This window comes from Granulicella mallensis MP5ACTX8 (assembly GCF_000178955.2).
In the GTDB taxonomy this organism is placed as follows: domain Bacteria; phylum Acidobacteriota; class Terriglobia; order Terriglobales; family Acidobacteriaceae; genus Granulicella; species Granulicella mallensis.
The window spans coordinates 1,775,748-1,794,206 of sequence record NC_016631.1; the positions used below are offsets into that span (position 1 = coordinate 1,775,748).

Sequence of the window (18,459 nt, forward strand, 5' to 3'; positions counted from 1 at the left end):
TGTCAATCTTTGGCGCTTTCTACACGATTCGGTTTCGGCCCGGCAAGGGCTAAGGCTGAATCGCTTTTCGTTTTACGGCAGCTTGCAGATGTGAACTACCTATACAAAGGGATCAATCTCTATGAAGCTCAATACTCTTCTTGCCTTCGCTCTCAGCGTTCTCACCCCTGGGCTCTCAGCTTTTGCGCAGACGCCGCTCGCTACCGGGCCGCGCGAGTCTCCTTTGCTCCTGGGCGCAGCCTGGTATCCCGAGCAGTGGCCGGAGTCGCGCTGGGATGCTGACCTGGCCTTGATGGAGGCGGCCCACATCAACTTCGTTCGCGTGGGAGAGTTTGCGTGGAGCACGATGGAGCCGAAGGAGGGCGAGTACAAGCTCGACTGGCTGGAACACGCCGTGCGAGCCGCGGAGAGACACCATATCGCCGTAGTGTTGGGAACGCCCTCGGCGGCTCCGCCGGCATGGCTGACGGAGAAGTATCCTGAGACGCTTCGCACCATGGTGGATGGCCGCAAGGATGGGCACGGCAATCGCCAGCAGTTTGACTGGAGCGATCCGAAGTACCGTGAGCTGGCGCGGGAGATCGCCGAAAAGATGGCCGCGCGGTTCGGCCATGATCCCAACGTGATCGCGTGGCAGATCGACAACGAATACGCCGACGAGAGTTACGGCCAGAGCACGCAGAAGCAATTCGACGACTGGCTGCATGCCAAGTACAAGACCCTGGACAATCTGAACGCGCGGTGGACGACCTCCTATTGGAGCGAGACCTACCAGGACTGGAACCAGATCCCGATCGAGGAGAAGTACGGCAATCCGGGGCTGCTGCTGAACTGGAAAGAGTTTGTCTCCGATACCTGGCGGAGTTATCAGAAGAATCAGGTCGAGGTAATTCGTGCACATGCCGAGCCGCGGCAGAAGATCACCACGAACATGATGGGCTGGTTCGATGGGTATGACTCCTATACGGTAGCGCAGGACCTGGACTTCGCCTCGTGGGATGACTATGTCGGACAAGGGCAGCTAGATCCGGCATCGAACGGCGCGATTCATGATTTGACCCGGGGCTTTCTCCGGAAGAACTTCTGGGTGATGGAGACGCAGCCGGGATTCGTCAACTGGTCTCCCCTCAACAACGCTCTGAACAAGGGTGAGGTGCGTGCCATGGCCTGGAACGATATCGGCCATGGAGCCCAGGCGGTGGAGTACTGGCAGTGGCGCAGTGCGCTCAATGGGCAGGAGCAGTACCACGGTACGCTCGTGGGATCGGATGGAACCCCGGTGCCGCTGTATGACGAGGTGAAGCAGCTCGGAGACGACTTCGCAAAGGCCGCGCCGGTGTTGGCCGGAACCACGGTCGAGTCGCAGGTGGCGATTCTGCATGACTACAACAGCCGGTGGGCGATCAATTGGCAGCGGCATAATCAGCAGTTTGATCCCACGGCAGCGCTGGTCAGCTTCTATCGTCCGCTGCACAGGCTGGTTCGCAGCATCGACGTCGTGTCGGATACGGCTCCGCTCAGCGGCTACAAGTTAGTCGTGGCTCCGGCGCTGAACGTACTGACCCCGGAGGCGGTGCAGAATCTGAAAGCCTATGTGCGCGGCGGAGGGCATCTGGTACTGGGCCAGCGCAGCGGCATGAAGGATGAGGACAACAGCCTCTACACTCAGCGGCAGCCTGGTCCTCTCACAGAACTGCTGGGGGCACGGGTAGAGCAGTTCTATGCCCTGCAGAAGCCGGTTCCCATCGAGGGCAACTGGGGCAGCGGAGAAGATGCAATCTGGGCCGAGCAGATCGGCGTGAAATCCCCCGAGACCCAGGTGCTGATGAAGTACGGCAAGAGCAACGGCTGGCTGGACGGACAGCCAGCAGCGGTGACGCGCAAAGTTGGGAAGGGAAGCATCACCTACATTGGAGCCGCTTTGGATGAGGCAACGATGAAGACCGCCGCCAAGTGGATGATCGAGGAGAGCGGCGTCACGGCGATCATGACCGACCTGCCGGAGGATGTGGAGCTTTCGATTCGCTCCGGGGACGGAAAGCGCGTGTACATTCTGACGAATTATGGGGCAGAGACAAAGACCGTGACATTGCCCAGTGCGATGAAGGATGTTCTGGCAGGAGGGACGGTCTCAACCGTGACGCTGTCGCAATACGGGATCGCGGTACTGGAAGCAACGCGCTAAGAGTCTCTCTCGGTTGTCAAAGCTTTCTTTCTCTCTAGGGGGCAGAGGGAATATTTCTCTGTTTCTAAGAGAAAACGCTGCGGGATTATGAACAGAGACGAGTAATTGATCTTAAAAGATAGAACGCAAAATCAACCCAGCCTGAGAACAACCGGATGCCAGGGAGAACTCATTTACCCGTGCGATATTATTTGCGAGTAAATCTACCGTAAGCAGGGTTAGATCAAATATTATGCGTGCTTTTGACTGTTCGTCGTGTGTCTCGGGTATGGCGTGGACCTCGCTTCTGGTCACAATCTTTGCAATGGCCGGGTGTGGTAGCGGCAGGTTGCCGGCGACGACGTCAGGACTAGCTCCGACTATCGTCACGCAGCCCGCGAATGCGACAATTCCGCTTGACAGCGCGGCTTCGCTGGCTGTGTCAGCGATGGGGACCGGTCCACTGAGCTACCAGTGGACGGAGAACGGGAATACCGTTCCGGGTGCGACCTCGGCGAGCCTGACGACGGCTGCGCTGCAACTGGCGGACTCGGGCGATAAGTTCACAGTGACGGTGACCAACATTTATGGCTCGGTGACCAGCAATGTGGCGACGATTACGATCGGGCCACGGTCGCCGGCGCAGCGGGATATGCGCTTCAAACATGTGCAACTCGCGCCGACCCTGGAGGGGGTTGAGATGACCAACATTGAGGCTGTGATCCCGGGAAACATGTCTGACACGACTTTCTCCAGTACGGTCGGCTCTACCCTGATGGTTGGTAACCAGGATTGCGGTACCTCCGCGAACCTGACCTCCTGCGCCTGGCTATTGCAGCAGTTTGCGGCACCTGCGGGTATACAGGGCTTTAACTCGTCATATCAGGTGGACAATTTGACGAATCTTGATAGCGATCTAACGGCGGTGGGTGCGAATTCCGTCCTAACGTCTCTGGACGAGCAAAATGGGCCGGGATTCGCGTACGGAGTGTTTGCATATTCAGTGGAGACGGATCCGACGGTGCCAAACGGGTTCACGATGCAGCGCGCGACAGTGACGGATGCTACGCTGGCGACGTCAGTGTCGGCGATGGCGGCAAAGGGTGTGGTGGTCACGGCGGCGTCAGTCAACAGCGTCGCGGGCATCGATCTGGTGGCGTACGGTTGGAGCGGTGATCAGGGTACGACGTACGACGCACAGACGGTGTTGACTACGTACGTGAACCTCGGACCGCAGGCGCTGAGCCTGGCGCAGCAGGGCTACATCATCACAGCGGTGGGAACGGCGGACGCAAACCAGATGTTGCTGGTGGGCACGAAGGTGCATGGCGATACTCTGCCGCGCAACCTCTCCTACGCTGGTTTTCAAGGGGGCGGCGGCACCTCGTCGAATGGCCAGATTGTCATCGGGTACGTCTTTGGCAACGACGCGGGGAACAACCCGAACCTGCCCGCCGTCGAGACCCTATTGGCTCAGTAGGGCTATGCAGTCCATTCAACTCTCAACTGGCGATAACAGGCCAATGCGCTCATCCACCCTCGTTTATGACTGCAAATCTGGCCAGATATGGCTAGTTCCATAGCTAAATAGGCCTACGGGTGTTTTATCCTCACGTCTCGTAGAAAGGACAGGATGATCCACGAATCCGGCCTAATTCAGATATAACTCCAATAGCTGTAACCAATGGACTTTTCATCTCTCTAACGTTGCACAGACTCTGATTCACCGCATCTCACTTGATGCTCCGTGTTATCGGCTGTCTTGCACGCTTTCTGGCGTTTCTGCTGCCACTTTAGAGAGAACGGAGCCTCATGAAAAATTTGCTTAAGTTGTATGAGCGTATCTCGGGGATGTTGTCCTATCTGCAATCTCCATTTTTGTTGGCTGTGCGGCTCTATTGGGGATGGCAACTGGTGATGACCGGGTGGGGGAAGTTGCACAATCTCGCCAGGTTCACGGATATCTTCGCCAACCTGAACATCCCATTTCCCAGTGCCAGTGCTCATTTCATCGGATGCCTCGAGTTCTTCGGTGGAATTCTTTTAATCCTGGGTCTTGGATCGAGGCTGACGGCATTCCTCATGACCTGCAATATGCTGGTCGCCTACTGGACTGCGGACCATGACGCTTTTGTCTCGTTCTTTTCCGATCCGGATAAATTTAGCGCCGCATCGCCCTATACGATTCTGTTTGCATCCCTTCTCGTTCTAATATTCGGTGCAGGACTGTTCTCTGTGGATGCGCTGCTGGCAAAGCGTTGTCGAGTCTGGCTGGAGAACCCGGGGATCGAGAAAGAATGACTGACGTACTCGCAGGCAGGGATGAATCGCAGATGATTGCGTCCATCCTTGCAGGCAATTCGCAGGTGTTCCATGAACTCATTCGCCCGTATGAGCGAAGCGTGTATGTCATGGCTCTGTCGTTGCTCCAGAATGAAGCGGATGCGGAAGATACCGCGCAGGAGGCCTTTCTAAAGGCCTTCCGCAGCCTCGCGAGTTTTCGCGCTGAGGCGAAATTCAGCACCTGGCTGATCAGTATCACGCTGAATGAGGCACGCAGCCGTCTTCGCCGCAAGAATACGGTCAAGATGGAGTCGCTCGATGAGCCGCAGGATGAGCAGGGACATATCTCGCCCGCGCTGCTGCGGGACTGGCGAGAGATTCCCTCCGAGGCGGTGGAACGGCAGGAGGTTCGAGGGTTGTTGCAACAGGCCATTGCCGGCCTGCCTCCAATCTATCGCGAGATCTTTCTGCTGCGGGATGTCGAGGAGTTGAGTATCGACGAGTCGGCAAAGGCTCTCGGCATCACGGTGGCAGCGGTAAAGGTGCGGCTGCATCGCGCTCGGCTGATGCTGCAAAAAAAGCTTGCACCGCAGTTGAAGCAGGTCAATCCAAAGAAGAGGAGGTGGCTCCCATGGTCATAGAGTGCAAACATGTCTGGGATCACATCTCCGGCTACCTGGATGGAACACTGGATCCCGAGGTTTTGGCGGTGGTGCAGAAGCATCTGGAACATTGCGAGCTCTGTTCGGCGATCCTCGACTCGACGCGGAACATCCTGATCCTCACGGCAGACGAGCGTGTGTTTGAACTGCCGCTTGGCTATAGCGAACGTCTCCATGCCCGGCTTGAGGCGGAGATGCAGAGTATTGTGCCCAAGAAACCTGATGATGGATGAGCCGCGAGGGATAGCCTGAGAGGTGCCAAATTGAACCGCGAGCCGTGTCCAGATACGGTGCCTGTCAGGCTACTGAGCGTGATGGAAGATCTGGTGCGTGATCGCCTCGGCCGCTACAAGAACCAGGGTCACGATTGCGAGGACGATCTGGAAGGTTTCGGAACGCCGTTGCTTCTGCGTCACGGAGGCCATACGCCACTGGGATGAGGGTCTGGCGCGCAGGCTGCGAATCCTCCAGACGACATACAGGTTGATGAGGGAGCCGGCTACCGCAACCACCATCATGGGAATGCGGATGGCATCGGCATGGATGCGACCGATGGTGTGCTGCACCCCGGCCGCAGCCGCCAATGCGCTTACCCCAATGATGACGCGTATGCCGCTGATGGCCATGACCGCTGTGCAGGCGCTCTGGAGCAGGATAAACATCAGACTCGTGAGGCTGAGGATCCAGGAGCGGCTGCCGGTGGAAGGTTGTTCGCTTGCAGGAGTGTCTACGGAACTATCCGGGGCGAATTTGGGATCTTGGACAGGCATTTCATCTTTACGGTACACCAGGTCGCGCAAACCTGTTTCTTATGTGTTACAAACGGCACTTGCAGAGTAGGATGGAGCCGTGCGCTCCTTACTCAGGAACGCGGGGATGAATATGGTCAAGACGCATCGCAGGTACCAGGAGGTTGCAGCACGAATTTCGCGCTATGTCGCGGAGAAGAGACTCGAGCCGGGCGCCCGGCTTCCGGGAGAGATCGATCTGGCAAAGGTCTGCGGGGTGAGCCGTCCCACGATTCGCGAAGCGATGGTGGCCCTGGAGATCGCAGGCGAGCTGGAGATTCGGAGCGGTTCGGGAGCCTACGTTCGCGAGGCCGTGAACCCCATGTCGCTGGTGCTGGACTCCGGTCCCGGGCCGTTTGAGCTGCTGCGGGCACGCATTCTGATTGAGGGCGAGATCGCCGCGGATGCAGCCCTGTATGCTTCGGCCGGAGACCTGGCGAAGATCGAGAAGACCCTGCAGCAGATGCGGAAGCTGGTGCAGGCGAAGACCAATGCCCAGGTAACGGACAGGCAGTTCCATGTGGCGATCGGCGAGGCTGCCAAGAACAGCGTGCTGACGAGCATCGTCGATGGGTTGTGGGCAGGCATGTTTGCGCCGATGTATCACCGGCTGAGCCAGCGTGCCGGCCTCGACCAGCATCAGGCGGCCGCGTTGGAAGATCACGAGGCCATCTTTGCGGCGATCGCAGGCCGCAACCCGAATGAGGCCCGCAGGGCGATGCGGCGGCACCTGCATCACGTGGAAGAGCACCTGACCAGCGATGACGTGCCGTCGCCAGTGAAGCCGCCCAGCAAGCCAACGCCGGATGCTGCGGCGAACGGACGCAAGCAGCCGGTTTAGGGTATTTCGCTCTTGTAGCTAACGAATCAAAAAGGCATGGCTTCGGCCATGCCTTTTCGGCCTCCGATTGTGCACAATGTGCGTCTCTACTTCGCGAAGAGCTCACCGAGATCCGCGAAGGCCTTGAACTCCAGGGCGTTGCCCGACGGGTCGAGGAAGAACATCGTCGACTGCTCGCCGACCTGGCCTTCGAATCGTGTGTAAGGCTCGATGACAAAGGACACACCAGCGGCGCGGACGCGTTCTGCCAACGCTTTCCAGTCTGCCTGTGTCAGCACCACTCCAAAGTGGGGAACCGGCACGGCGTGCCCGTCGACGGGATTGCTATGTGCTGCTGTGTTGTCAGAAGCAGGTTTGTGATGCGCGACGATCTGATGTCCGAAGAGATTGAAGTCGATCCACTGCTCTGAGCTACGGCCTTCGGGGCAGCCGAGAACCGTGCCGTAAAAATGGCGCGCTGCGGCGAGATCGTGGACTGGAAAGGCAATGTGGAAGGGGCGTAGTTCGGACATGCTGTGCGCTCGCGAATGAGATAGGGCCGAGTCTTGGCCCACTCGATGATGATACGCAGGAAATTACGAGTGCGGCCAGCGCTACAAGTAGTTGTTTGAAGGGGCGGGACTTTAGTCCCGCCGTATAGGCAATATTTGCAGGGTGGCTTTAGCCACTGAGGGAATCTCTTTCCGGCGAAATTCCCTCAGCGGCTAAAGCCGCCTGCTATGGGGTTCTTTTCGGCTGGGCTAAAGCCCAGCCCTTTCAACGCGACACGCCATTGGGGTTGGTTTTCCGAGACTGCTCTAGCGACGACGATAGCCTTGGTCGTACCCACGCAGATAGGCATCGCGGAAGGCATTGCGATAGGGCTCAAACGGTCCTAGATGCGGATCATAGCCGGGACAATCGTGGAAGGCGCGTGTCCGGCGAGCGTCGTACGGAGCTCCGCTCTCTGCCGCGCGTGCACCATCGGAGCGGCCTGTCTCAAAGCCGTTGTGTTCGGCCAGTTGAACGAGGGGTGGCACCTGGGCTATGGGAGGCGGTGGAGGTGGGGGTGGTGCATAGTGTTTGGCACAGCCAAGGCCCGCGAACAGAAACAAGGACGATGCTGCCGTGAGAACCACGCGATTAAGTTTCATATAGCTCTCCTGACCGTCGAGACGGCACATTGGTTTGAACTCGACTGGGAACAGGATGTTGCTGTGAAGTTTTTACGGAGTGCGCGGTACTCGAATCACTAAAAGACGAAAGGGCATGGCCTCAGCCATGCCCTTTCGGTCTTGCTTTTGCAGGCTGTGAATCACAGGCCCATGCGTTGTTCTTGTTGCTCCGCTTCGTCGGAGACAACGCCCATCTTCTCTGCGATGGACTTTGCCTGCGTGAAGAGCGTGAGGTAATCGGGACCGCCGGCCTTGGAGTCCGTTCCGCTCATGTTGAAGCCCCCAAAGGGGTGAGCTCCAACCATCGCTCCAGTGCACTTGCGGTTGAGATACAGGTTGCCGACGTGGAACTCGTCGCGGGCGCGGTTGAGCTTCTCGCGCGAATTGGTGTAGATCGCGCCCGTCAATCCATACTCCGTGTTGTTGGCGATGGCCAATGCATCGTCGAAGTCCTTGGCACGAATGACCGCAAGTAGAGGTCCGAAGATCTCTTCCTGTGCCAGGCGAGACGTGGGTGCGACGTCGGAGATGACTGTGGGCGCGATGTAGTAGCCGCCCTCGATCTCGAGAGACTTACCGCCTGCCAGCAGACGTCCTTCCGTCTGTCCGAGCTGGATGTAGTCGAGAACGCGTTTGTGCGCGACGCTGTTGATGACCGGACCAGTCGCGAAGTTCTCCGCCGGATCGCCGGTAGCGAGGGCCGAGACGCGTTCCCGCAGACGATCGCAGAAGACGTCGTACACCGACGAGGCGACGATCACGCGCGAGCACGCCGAGCACTTCTGGCCGCTAAAACCGAAGGCTGAGGCGACTACGCCGTCGACCGCGGCGTCGATGTCGCTATCGGAGTCAACGACGATAGAGTCTTTGCCGCCTAGTTCGAGGATCGTGCGTTTGATGAAGTGCTGGCCGGGCTGTGTGCGCGCGGCGCGCTCGTGAATCTCGAGACCCACCTTCTTCGATCCCGTGAAGGCGATGAAGCGAATCTGCGGATGCTCCACGATGGCGCGGCCTACTTCCGGTCCGCCCTGGACGAGGTTGACGACACCATCAGGAAGTCCAGCTTCCGACAGCAGCGCGACAAAGCGGGCTGCGATGGTAGGGGCATCCGGCGAGGGCTTGAGCACCACGGTGTTGCCGCAGACGATGGCAGCCGCGGTCATGCCGGCCATGATGGCGAAGGGGAAGTTCCACGGGGGAATGACCGCACCGGCGCCGAGCGGAATATAGCGCAGCAGGTTGCGTTCGCCGGGGAACTGGATGGGCGTCGTGGCGGAGTCGAGACGCAGGGCCTCGCGCGCATAGAACTCCAGGAAGTCGATGCACTCGCCTACATCGGCATCGGCCTCGGCCCAGTTCTTGCCGACTTCGAGCGTAAGCCAGGCGCAGAAGGTCAGGTGACGGTTGCGGATCAGCTCGGCTGCGCGCTGCAGCAGGGCGACGCGTTCCGTGACCGAGGTGCGTTTCCAGCTCAGAAAGGCCTGCTGTGCCGCGCTGACGGCGTCGTTCGCATCGGCTTCGGTCGCGGCGGAGTGGACTCCGATGACCTCTGCGGGGCGAGCAGGATTGACGGAGGTGAAGGTGGTGCCGGAGCGACGTTGTTGGCCTCCGATGATGAGATCGTAGGTCGCGCCAAGTTCGCTGCGAACCTGTGCGAGGGCTTCGAGCATGCCGCGCTTGGTGTCGGCGTCTTTGAAGTCGGTGAAGGGCTCATTGTGGAACGGGGAAAGCGTAGTGACGGGCATTGGGGACCTCTGTTCAATCATTTTAAGCGTTCATGCGGTGCAAAGCGGTTCGTTCAGGTTTTTACTCCGTCAGCTTCTCCGTTGACTTCGACATCTTGGCGGTGCGTTCCAGCTTGTCCCACGAGAAGGGCTTGCCGTCGATCGCACGCTTGACAGTCTTGAGCAACACCCAGGAGAAGAGCTGGCGATAGGTGAAGCGCTGGACCCAGATGTGGACGAGCAGCCAGGCGTCTCCGCGACTGGCCGGGTGTTTGCGTTCCAGCAGGAACGCCAGGCCCGAGGCCGCGAAGTCGATCAGCAGGAACGCCAGGAAGAACGTCAGGAGCTTGAAGAGGTCGTTCGTGCTGGTCGTCTCGGGATGGAAGTGCTTGTCGATGAAATAGTGCACGACCCCGGCGACAAACATGAAGTCGATCAGCGGAGAGACCAGCGGCAGAAGGATCTGGAAGATGACGATGTTCGGCAGGGCAAAGAGGCCCATCGCACGGCGACGCGCGATGGCGCCCCGATGCTTGAAGACCGCCTGCAGAATGCCGAAGGACCAGCGGAAACGCTGGCGGGCGAGCCCGTTGGCAGTGACCGGCGCTTCGGTAAAGGCCAGTGCCTGATCCTCGTAGATCACCGCGTAACCCTGTTCCAACAGGTTCATCGTGAGGTCGGCGTCTTCGGCGACGGTGTCGGGATGGTACGCGCCTCCGGCTTTGACCGCAGCCGTGCGCCAGGCTCCAATGGCTCCGGGCACGACCATGACGACGTCGAACAGATCAAGCGCGCGCCGCTCGAAGTTCTGCGAGGTGATGTATTCGAGAGCCTGCCAGCGCGTCCAGAGGTTGACACGGTTGCCGACCTTCGCATTGCCTGCCACCGCTCCGATGGCTGGGTTTGCAAAGTGGCATACGAGCCGGGAGATGGCATCGTGTGCAATGACGCCATCGGCGTCGATGCCGACGTAGACCTCTTCGTCCGTGCTGCGCAGCGCGAAGTTCAGCGCTTCGGCCTTGCCTCCGTTGGGCTTGGTCAGAACCGTTACCTTTCCGTCGGCGATCTCTTTCGCGTAGGTTTCGGTGGCGATCTTGTAGGTCGCGTCTGTCGAACCATCGTCGATGACGATGATGCGGATGTTCTTGTAGTTGGACATCAGCACGGACCGAATCGTGCGTGCGATGACCATCTCCTCGTTATAGGCGGGGATCAGGACGGCGACCTTCGGCTGATAGTCCGGGGTAGCAAAGTCTTTGCGGCGGCGGAAGCGGTCGATGATTGCGCACAGACCGATGATGATGAGGCGGCCGCTCATCAGGACGTCGCCGACGAAGAAGACCGACAGCACGAAGTGATTGAAGAAGCCGATGAAGAAGAAGGTGATCGAATCGATAAAGGCGTAGTAGCGCTGCTTGCGGGTCAGCGGCACCATGACCTGGTCGCGGGTCTGGCCGATGAGCTGCGAGACGGGCACGATCTCGTAGCCGTGCGCCCGCAACGCTTCGATCAGTTTCGGCAGCGCTGCGATGGTGGCACTGCGGTCGCCGCCGCCGTCGTGCATCAGGATGATCGAGCCGCGCATCCAGGTCTTGGTGTTGGCTTCGTTAATCTGCTCGAAGACGCTGTCGATCATCTCCTGCGGTGTCTTGCGAGGATGTTCATCCCAGTCGTTGGTATCGATCTTGTCGCCGACGATCACATACCCGAGCTGATGTTGAATGCGATCGATCGGAGCGGCCTGGTCGTTGGTGTCGGGTTCCTGGTCGATCGAGTACGGCGGGCGGAAGTAGACGGGCTGCACGCCGAGTTTGGCGGCGAAGAGCCGTTCCGTCAGGTTGAGTTGCAGGTCGACAGATCCAGGCGAGATTTCGCTGATGTCGGGATGCGTGAAGCTGTGGTTACCGATCTCGTGGCCTTCGCGGTAGACGCGCTGCATCACGCCGACGTTGTCCTGTGCTTCTTCGCCGATCATGAAGAAGGTGCCGACAACGTTGTACTTCTTCAGGATGTCGAGGATCTTCGGCGTCCAGGTGGGATCAGGCCCGTCGTCGAAGCTGATGGCGACTTGCTTGGGATGGTACCCATACTGCGAGAGCGTGTAGGGCAGCGGATACGAGTCCATCTTCTCGGAGACGACGCTGAGGTACTTCGACGGGATCGTCTTGTCATCGTCCATCGTCAGGGTGCGATGACCGTTTTGCGGCTGGCCGGTGACGCGCAGAATATCGCCGTCGCCCTCGGTGTCCACATCCTGTCCGGGGGCAACGACTGCTAGGTCTTTCACGGGATCGGACTTCGTGGGCGTATCCCAGATCTTCCAGAGGGAGTCGTCCTCCGAGCCAAGACGGAAGAGAGCAAAGGTTTCCAAACCGAGAGCGCGGGCTACGCGCATCTGGTTTAGCACGGTGACAGCGTCGAGGAACCAGACCTGATGGCGTATCTTCGCATCTTCGTCGTCGTAGGCGAAGTGAGGGTTGAGCGAGTCCTCGTCCATGTCGATCTGCGCATCCGCGTCGGCGGCGGCCTGCCATGCTTCCTGGGTCGAAAGCATGGTGGTGGAGAGAATTGGCTGCTTTTCAGGCGCTGCAGGCTTTTTACTGCGCTCGTGTTTGCCCTTGGCCGGAGGGGGCGGAGGCAGATTGCTGGTCCAGTCGTAGCCGTAGTTGCCGATACCGCAGATGAGTTTTTCGCGCGGAACGATCTTCATCGCGGCCCGCAGATTATCGGCGAACCAATCCTGCCCGGCCACCGGACCGGGGTCGGTGCCGGTCTGGTGCTGGTCGTAGTTCATGAGAATGATGCCGTCGGAATTGGCGGCGATGAACTTCATATCGAAGTCGTCGTCACCGACCGGCACATTGACGTAGAGCCGCAGATTGCGCGAGTGAAAGTCGTTATAGAGCGCCTGGATGAGCTGCTGGTAGCCTGGCTGCGCGGCGATCGGGATGTTCTGGAAGTTGAGTGTGAGGCCGCGATAGAAGTTATTGGCCGCGAGAAATGCGTCGATCTGGTGAATAAAGTTCGCACGCGCGACGGGGCTCAGGAGAAACTGCCCGACGTTGTCTTCAAAGACACCGTCCGTCACGCTGTAGTTGTTGACCATCGGGAAGATTTCGGTATCTTCACGGGCCGCCGCAATGGCGCGAATGACTTTATTCTCGCGGTCGACTCCATGCACCACGGAGCCTTCGACCACGGTGAACGGAATATTGTCGGAGGTGAGGGCGGTGATGTTGCCGTCAGCCGTGGTGACGTGCAGCCACTCGGGGAAGAGCAGGTCGATCTGCTTGAGATGTTGCTTGAAGGACGCGTAGCTGGCTGGGTCGGCGTCGGTATAAAACGCCGCGCGCAATCCTTCACCCGTGTTCAGAACGACGTCAGAGGGCTTGAGGTCGGTTCTGCGATGGGCAGAGTGGTTGAGCTTTTCTTTAGGGGTAAGCACCGGGGCCGGCGGATTCGCCAGGGCACGGTAGCGTTTGGTCACCGAACGCAGATCTAGCCCGCGCAGAGGCTTCATCCGGACCAGGCCGACGATAAACAGGCCGCCGATGAGGACGCCAAGGAGAGCCGACAAGTCGAAGATTCGCCGAAGCCGCTTCCAGCGTTTGCGTTGCGGGTCGTAAAAAACTTGCTTGTTCATCGATCTTTAGAGGTCTCCATCATCGTATTGCGTCTTAGCCATCGTATTACGTATTGGCAGATGCGCTAGGGGAGAAAAGGGCGAGGTCAATCGCCTGAATCGGAGGATGCGAATCAGCCTCTCCAATCAGTATGATGCAATGAAATGTCTCAAAGGGAACGAAGGTGGGCTGTCGCGACGCTGCTCTTGCTGGCGGGTACCGGGCTGCGTCTCCTGTTCATCCGGTACCACGCAAGGTTTGTGGGCGATCCGGAGATCTATGCCGATCTTGCCCAGAATATGTTCGCCCATCATATCTATGGGGTCACGGAAGCCACCGGAATACGCCAGACCCTGATGCGCCTGCCCGGATATCCCTTTTTTCTAGGCCTGTGCTTTGCGGTGTTCGGCCGTGAAAACTTTCTTGCCGTGACCGGGGTGCAGGCTGTCCTCAGCCTTATCGAATGCTGTCTTCTGGGTGCTCTTGCCGCACGGCTGATGGGGCGCCGGGCCGGGCTGGTAGCGCTTGGCCTGGCGGCTCTTTGCCCGTTTACCGCCAACTACGCCGCCATTCCGCTTACGGAGACCCTCAGCCTGTTCTTCATTACCCTGGCGTTTTTCTCACTGCAACGATGGATGGGGGAACGGCAGCAGGGAGGGCCGGGAAACGCCTGGCTCCTCTCGCTCGGATCTGCGTCGGCCCTCGCCGTGCTGATCAGGCCGGATCAGGCGCTGCTGCCGATGGTGGTGGTTCCGGCGGTGCTGTGGGTGGGACTTCGAGAGAGAAAAGCGGGAGTGCTCAAGCGCGCGCTTCCCGCGGCAAGCGTAGCTCTGATCGTGGCCTTGCCCCTGTTGCTGTGGGGCATCCGTAACTGGCGCGTCTTTCACGTGGTGCAGCCGCTGGCGCCGCGCTATGCGACCGATCCCGGCGAGCCCATCTCCTACGGCTTTCAGCGCTGGTACAAGACCTGGGCCATCGATTTCAAATCGACGGTGGACGTGTACTGGACCTATGACGGGTCGCCGCTCGCGATGACCGATCTTCCGCCTCGCGCCTTCGACAATGCCGCGCAGCGCCAGGAGACAGAGCGAGTCTACGCCCAGTACAACGATGTCAGTGCGGCGAACCCAGAGTCTGACGACGCATTCGCGAGGCTGGCCGCGCAGCGCATTGCGGCGCATCCGCTGCGTTATTACGTCCTGCTGCCCATAGCGAAGCTGGCGGACATGTGGCTGCGTCCCCGGACCGAGCTGATGAAGATCCCGATCGACTGGTGGAACTGGCGTGCCCATCCAAAGAGATCGGCGTTCAGCGTCGGCTATGCGTTACTGAATGCCCTGTATCTTGCACTGGCCTGGGTAGGCTTGTGGCGTTGGCGGCGGCAGGGCTGGAGCGGATATAGCGTGCTGGCCTACGCCATGATCCTCTTTGTGCTGCTGCGCTGCGTGCTGCTGGCAACGATCGACAACTCCGAGCCGCGATACACGCTGGAGTGCTTTCCAGTGGTGATCCTTCTGGCTGCCTTCGCGTTAGTACGTCAGGAGACTAGTGCGGAATGTGCTGAGCCTTTTTGCTGATCTCATAGGGCTTCGTGTCGATGTGTTCATTGAGCCGAATGTTGGAGTAGGTCGTGGTGCGACTGTCACCATTGGGTTGCTCGAAGAGCTGTTTGAGCGAGATCCCTCGCTGAGGATCCACCCAGATCGTGACGCGGGTAAGCATGTCCCTTACCCCAGGATCCTTGCTGACCAGGATGAGCTTTGCGGTGTTCACCTGCTTCGTTCCGTCGCTGAGGGGTTCGTTACGGTCATAGGTGATCGTCCACGCCTTGGCGAGATCGCTGCCACTGCCACCGGAGCCGAGCGTAAGAAAGCTCTCGTACTTCGCCTGGTTTGCTCCGGCCTTGAAGACGTCGTCCTGATTTGTGCCGGGCGAATACATCTGCAGCGTGCTGCCATCATAGACAAGGATCTTGGCCGGCGATTTTGTGGGTTTGCCGTCGGGGGTGCTGTTGAAGAAGACGGCGCCCATCTGCTGTCCTTTGCCTGAGCGTTCGACATAGATCGTGCCGGTCTCAATGGAATGATCCCGGACAACCCGTGTGTAGTTGTCATAGCTGACGTCGGACTGCACATTGTGGAACTTCGAGGAGGCGGTATCGAGCTGATGGAGCACGTCCGTAAGTTGCGGCGAAGGAGCCTGTGCGTGGAGCGCGGTGGAGGTCAGCGCAAGAGCGAGGGCTGTAGTGAAGAGCTTCTTCATAAAACGCGATCTCCTGCGAAGCGGCGATTTGGTCTGAGACAGACGCAACGAACAGTCATGTCGTTAGATGAGCTGGAGCGAAAAGCGTTATCTAACGGTCTCGCAATTTAGAGGCCGGAACGCAATACCGTGGCATCATAAGCCACGATCTTGCCCTTGGTGTCCGGTACAGGTTTGTACTGCTCAAGCTTTACCTCACCCGAGATGGGTTCGATCACGCTCAGCAGAGCTCTGCGAATCTCTACATCGGTCGACGCCCCATCGAGATCTTCGGCACGAACCTCGTACACAAAGCGAGCCTCGTTGCTGTTGCCACTGGCTTCCTTTACCAGTACTTCACTGCCATGCAGAGGAACGGTCGTTACAGGCTTGTCTTTGAAGTCGATGAGGTGCGGCGACACAAACACAAAGAGCAGGATGGCCGTGACCATTACGTCATAGTGAAAACTGCCGCGTTCGTAAGACCAGAAAAAGTAACTGCGAATCAAACGGGTCATCGTGCACGCCCCAGGGATTGCTTTGTAATCACGGTCTCTCCGCCCATATAAGGTTGCAGTGCATCCGGGATACGCACGGAGCCGTCAGCCTGCTGATAGTTCTCCAGGATCGCAAGATAAGTGCGTCCTACAGCAAGGCCGCTGCCGTTGAGTGTATGAACGAACTCTGTTTTGTTCGAGCCCGCAGGCTTATAGCGGATGTTCGCGCGCCGCGCCTGGAAGCTCTCGAAGTTCGAGCAGGAGGAGATCTCGCGATACGTCTCCTGACCGGGAACCCACACTTCGAGGTCATAGGTCTTGGAGGAGCTGAAGCCCATGTCTCCAGTGCAGAGCAGCATCCGGCGATAGGGAAGACCCAGGCGCTCGAGCACGGACTCGGCGTCGCGGGTCAGCTTCTCATGCTCGGCAGAGGAGTCCTCAGGCCGGGCGAACTTCACAAGCTCGACCTTCTGGAACTGGTGCTGGCGGATCATGCCGCGCACGTCCTTGCCATAGGAACCAGCCTCGGAGCGGAAGCAGGGGGTGTAGGCCGTGAACGAGATCGTGCCGTCGCTCAGATCGATCGTTTCATCACGAAAGAGGTTTGTGATTGGCACCTCTGCCGTGGGGATCAGCCAGTGGTCATTCTCGTGCAACTGTCCCGGTATATAGGGGCCCTTGTCATCGCAGTGGAAGAGGTCTTCGGCGAACTTCGGAAGATTGCCTGTGCCGAAGAGAGAGGTCGAGTTGACCATGAAGGGCGGCAGCACCTCGGCGTAGCCGTTCTCGCGAGTATGCAGGTCGAGCATGAAGTTGGCCAGAGCCCTCTCCAGCCGGGCGCCTGCGCCAAAGTGAACGACGAAGCGGGAACCGGAGATCTTGGCGGCGCGGCCAAAGTCGAGGATGCCGAGCTCTTCGCCGATCTCCCAGTGGGGCTTGGCGGGGAAGTCGAACTTCGTAGGTTCGCCCCAGGTCTTTTCGCAGACATTGTCATGTTCGGAGCTGCCCGCGGGTACGCCGTCCTGCGGCAAGTTGGGCAGACCCTGGAGCAGCTCGCGCAGCTTGGCATCGGCGGCGCTGGCAGTGACTTCGAGAGCGGCCGTCCGGTCCTTTAGCTCGCCGGAGCGCTGGCTGATGGCGGCGACGTCTCCGCCGGCGCGCTTGAGCTTGGCGAACTCTTCGGAGAGCGCGTTGCGTTGTGCCTTGAGGGTTTCGGCCTCGGTAATCGCAGTGCGGCGCTCCGTATCGAGCCGCTCAAAGTCGGCAAGGATCGACGGATCAGCGCCACGAGAGCGCAGTTTTTCTTCTACGAGCGGCAGGTTCGCCCGGACAAAAGCTAAATCGTGCATACCAAGCTATTCTAGCTGCATTACCCGGCGGGAATGTGCAGGGGCAGGGTAAGTTAAAGCAATCAAAAGGGGATTCGATGGGCATTGCAAAGACCTCCATAACGGCAATCCTGCTTGGCGCGGCCATGGCGGTGGCCCAGGCTCAGGCTGCACCAGCGCTCTCGGACGATCCGGCCTTGCTCGCGCAACTGCAGCCGATTCTGGCCGCGCACCATGGAAAAGTGGCGCTGTACGCCGTGCAATTGAACAACGGGAAGGCTGTAGGGATCGACCAGAACCTGCCGGTGCAGACGGCCTCGGACATCAAACTGGCGATTTTGTACGAGGCAATGCTCGAGGTCCGCGAGGGCAAAGCGCACTGGGACGAAAAGCTGGTGCTGAAGCCGGGCGACCCGGTGCCCGGATCGGGAGTGCTCACCTTCTTCGACACGCCCCTGACCCTTACGCTGAAGGACGCGCTGACCATGATGGTAATCGTCAGCGACAATACCGCAACGAACTTAATGATCGATCGCTTCGGCACGGACACTGTCAATGCGCGGATGGCTTCGCTGGGGCTGGTGAACACGCACCTCTACAAGAAGATCATGAAGCCTGCTACAGGCCCCATGCCTGCCGACCAGCCGAAGTTTGGCCTCGGCAAGACGACTCCCTACGAGATGGCGACGCTCATGACGCGGATCGGACGCTGCGAACTGCACGCCGAAGCTCCTCGAACGGCTCCGGTGCCGCCCACGTCCAGCGAGGGCTTTGCCAAGCCCGACGCGCAGGACCTGGCTGTCTGCGCGGTGGGCCTGAAGATGCTGAGCAACCAGTTCTATCGCGAGACGATTCCACGCTACCTGGAGACCGTCGATTCCAGCGAGACGGGTACAGCGATCGCCAGCAAGACCGGGAGCCTGAACGCGGTGCGCAACGATGTGGCTATCGTCGCCGGCAAGAGCGGCCCGATGGTGCTGGCGATCTTTACCTATGACAACGCCGACCATGGCTGGACGGTCGACAACGAGGGGGAAGTCACCATTGCGAAGCTGGCAAAGGCGATCGTGACGAACTGGTCGCCCTCCGGGATCGACGGCAAAACGCTGGTGCCCGGGCTGGGATTGGACGTGAAATAAGGGGTTGCGCACTCT

Annotated in this window: 16 protein-coding genes; 8 read left to right on the top strand and 8 right to left on the bottom strand. The window is 59.2% G+C overall.

Translation table 11 applies throughout. The annotated features are described in order from the left end of the window. Positions 1 to 121: 121 nt before the first annotated feature. The 5 genes from ACIX8_RS07550 to ACIX8_RS07570 all read left to right on the top strand — a co-directional run bounded on the left by ACIX8_RS07550 (position 122) and on the right by ACIX8_RS07570 (position 5,342). On the top strand, positions 122 to 2,185 hold the full coding sequence (locus ACIX8_RS07550) for a beta-galactosidase (protein ID WP_014264746.1): 2,064 nt from the start codon (positions 122 to 124) through the stop codon (positions 2,183 to 2,185). Between the two features lie 232 nt (positions 2,186 to 2,417). Next, positions 2,418 to 3,644, top strand: a complete 1,227-nt coding sequence (locus ACIX8_RS07555; RefSeq protein WP_150110521.1) for an immunoglobulin domain-containing family protein — start codon at positions 2,418 to 2,420, stop codon at positions 3,642 to 3,644. A gap of 332 nt (positions 3,645 to 3,976) precedes the next feature. Next, the gene (locus tag ACIX8_RS07560) at positions 3,977 to 4,465 is read left to right on the top strand and encodes a DoxX family protein (RefSeq protein ID WP_014264748.1); all 489 of its coding nucleotides are present in this window, start codon (positions 3,977 to 3,979) and stop codon (positions 4,463 to 4,465) included. Continuing rightward, complete coding sequence (locus ACIX8_RS07565) at positions 4,462 to 5,088, top strand: sigma-70 family RNA polymerase sigma factor (protein ID WP_014264749.1); 627 nt, start codon at positions 4,462 to 4,464, stop codon at positions 5,086 to 5,088. The genes ACIX8_RS07560 and ACIX8_RS07565 overlap by 4 nt, the downstream gene beginning before the upstream one ends. Then, positions 5,079 to 5,342 (top strand): anti-sigma factor family protein, encoded by a 264-nt coding sequence (locus ACIX8_RS07570; protein ID WP_014264750.1) that lies wholly within the window; start codon positions 5,079 to 5,081, stop codon positions 5,340 to 5,342. The genes ACIX8_RS07565 and ACIX8_RS07570 overlap by 10 nt, the downstream gene beginning before the upstream one ends. A 69-nt stretch (positions 5,343 to 5,411) precedes the next feature. Here ACIX8_RS07570 and ACIX8_RS07575 read toward each other — a convergent pair whose 3' ends face one another. Then, positions 5,412 to 5,879 (bottom strand): hypothetical protein, encoded by a 468-nt coding sequence (locus ACIX8_RS07575; RefSeq protein WP_014264751.1) that lies wholly within the window; start codon positions 5,877 to 5,879, stop codon positions 5,412 to 5,414. A 106-nt stretch (positions 5,880 to 5,985) separates the two neighbouring features. Between ACIX8_RS07575 and ACIX8_RS07580 the strand changes: the two genes are divergently transcribed. Then, positions 5,986 to 6,738, top strand: coding sequence for a FadR/GntR family transcriptional regulator (locus tag ACIX8_RS07580; RefSeq protein WP_014264752.1), 753 nt, complete (start codon positions 5,986 to 5,988; stop codon positions 6,736 to 6,738). 86 nt (positions 6,739 to 6,824) lie between these two features. Here ACIX8_RS07580 and ACIX8_RS07585 read toward each other — a convergent pair whose 3' ends face one another. The 4 genes from ACIX8_RS07585 to ACIX8_RS07600 form a co-directional block, all read right to left on the bottom strand. Further along, the gene (locus ACIX8_RS07585) at positions 6,825 to 7,250 is read right to left on the bottom strand and encodes a VOC family protein (protein ID WP_014264753.1); all 426 of its coding nucleotides are present in this window, start codon (positions 7,248 to 7,250) and stop codon (positions 6,825 to 6,827) included. A 285-nt stretch (positions 7,251 to 7,535) separates the two neighbouring features. After that, entirely contained in the window at positions 7,536 to 7,871 is a 336-nt protein-coding gene (locus ACIX8_RS07590) for a hypothetical protein (protein WP_014264754.1), read from the bottom strand. A 161-nt stretch (positions 7,872 to 8,032) separates the two neighbouring features. Beyond that, positions 8,033 to 9,637 (bottom strand): L-glutamate gamma-semialdehyde dehydrogenase, encoded by a 1,605-nt coding sequence (pruA, locus tag ACIX8_RS07595; RefSeq protein ID WP_014264755.1) that lies wholly within the window; start codon positions 9,635 to 9,637, stop codon positions 8,033 to 8,035. 61 nt (positions 9,638 to 9,698) lie between these two features. After that, entirely contained in the window at positions 9,699 to 13,259 is a 3,561-nt protein-coding gene (locus ACIX8_RS07600; RefSeq protein ID WP_014264756.1) for a glycosyltransferase, read from the bottom strand. 144 nt (positions 13,260 to 13,403) lie between these two features. Here ACIX8_RS07600 and ACIX8_RS07605 point away from each other — a divergent pair, with 144 nt between their 5' ends. After that, positions 13,404 to 14,816 (top strand): ArnT family glycosyltransferase, encoded by a 1,413-nt coding sequence (locus tag ACIX8_RS07605; RefSeq protein ID WP_014264757.1) that lies wholly within the window; start codon positions 13,404 to 13,406, stop codon positions 14,814 to 14,816. On the opposite strand, the gene ACIX8_RS07610 is transcribed toward ACIX8_RS07605, so the two are convergent. From ACIX8_RS07610 to serS, 3 genes are all read right to left on the bottom strand, one after another. After that, positions 14,785 to 15,501 carry a LolA family protein gene (locus tag ACIX8_RS07610; protein WP_014264758.1) on the bottom strand — a complete coding sequence of 239 codons (717 nt, stop codon included), beginning with the start codon at positions 15,499 to 15,501 and terminating at the stop codon, positions 14,785 to 14,787. The two genes, ACIX8_RS07605 and ACIX8_RS07610, sit on opposite strands and share 32 nt — an antisense overlap. 107 nt (positions 15,502 to 15,608) lie before the next feature. Beyond that, a complete protein-coding gene (locus tag ACIX8_RS07615; protein ID WP_014264759.1) occupies positions 15,609 to 15,998 on the bottom strand; it encodes a hypothetical protein in 390 nt (129 codons plus the stop codon). Continuing rightward, positions 15,995 to 17,326, bottom strand: coding sequence for a serine--tRNA ligase (serS, locus tag ACIX8_RS07620; protein WP_014264760.1), 1,332 nt, complete (start codon positions 17,324 to 17,326; stop codon positions 15,995 to 15,997). The genes ACIX8_RS07615 and serS overlap by 4 nt, the downstream gene beginning before the upstream one ends. Positions 17,327 to 17,403: 77 nt before the next feature. On the opposite strand from serS, the gene ACIX8_RS07625 reads away from it, so the two are divergent. Continuing rightward, positions 17,404 to 18,444 (top strand): serine hydrolase, encoded by a 1,041-nt coding sequence (locus ACIX8_RS07625; protein ID WP_014264761.1) that lies wholly within the window; start codon positions 17,404 to 17,406, stop codon positions 18,442 to 18,444. Positions 18,445 to 18,459 lie beyond the last annotated feature (15 nt).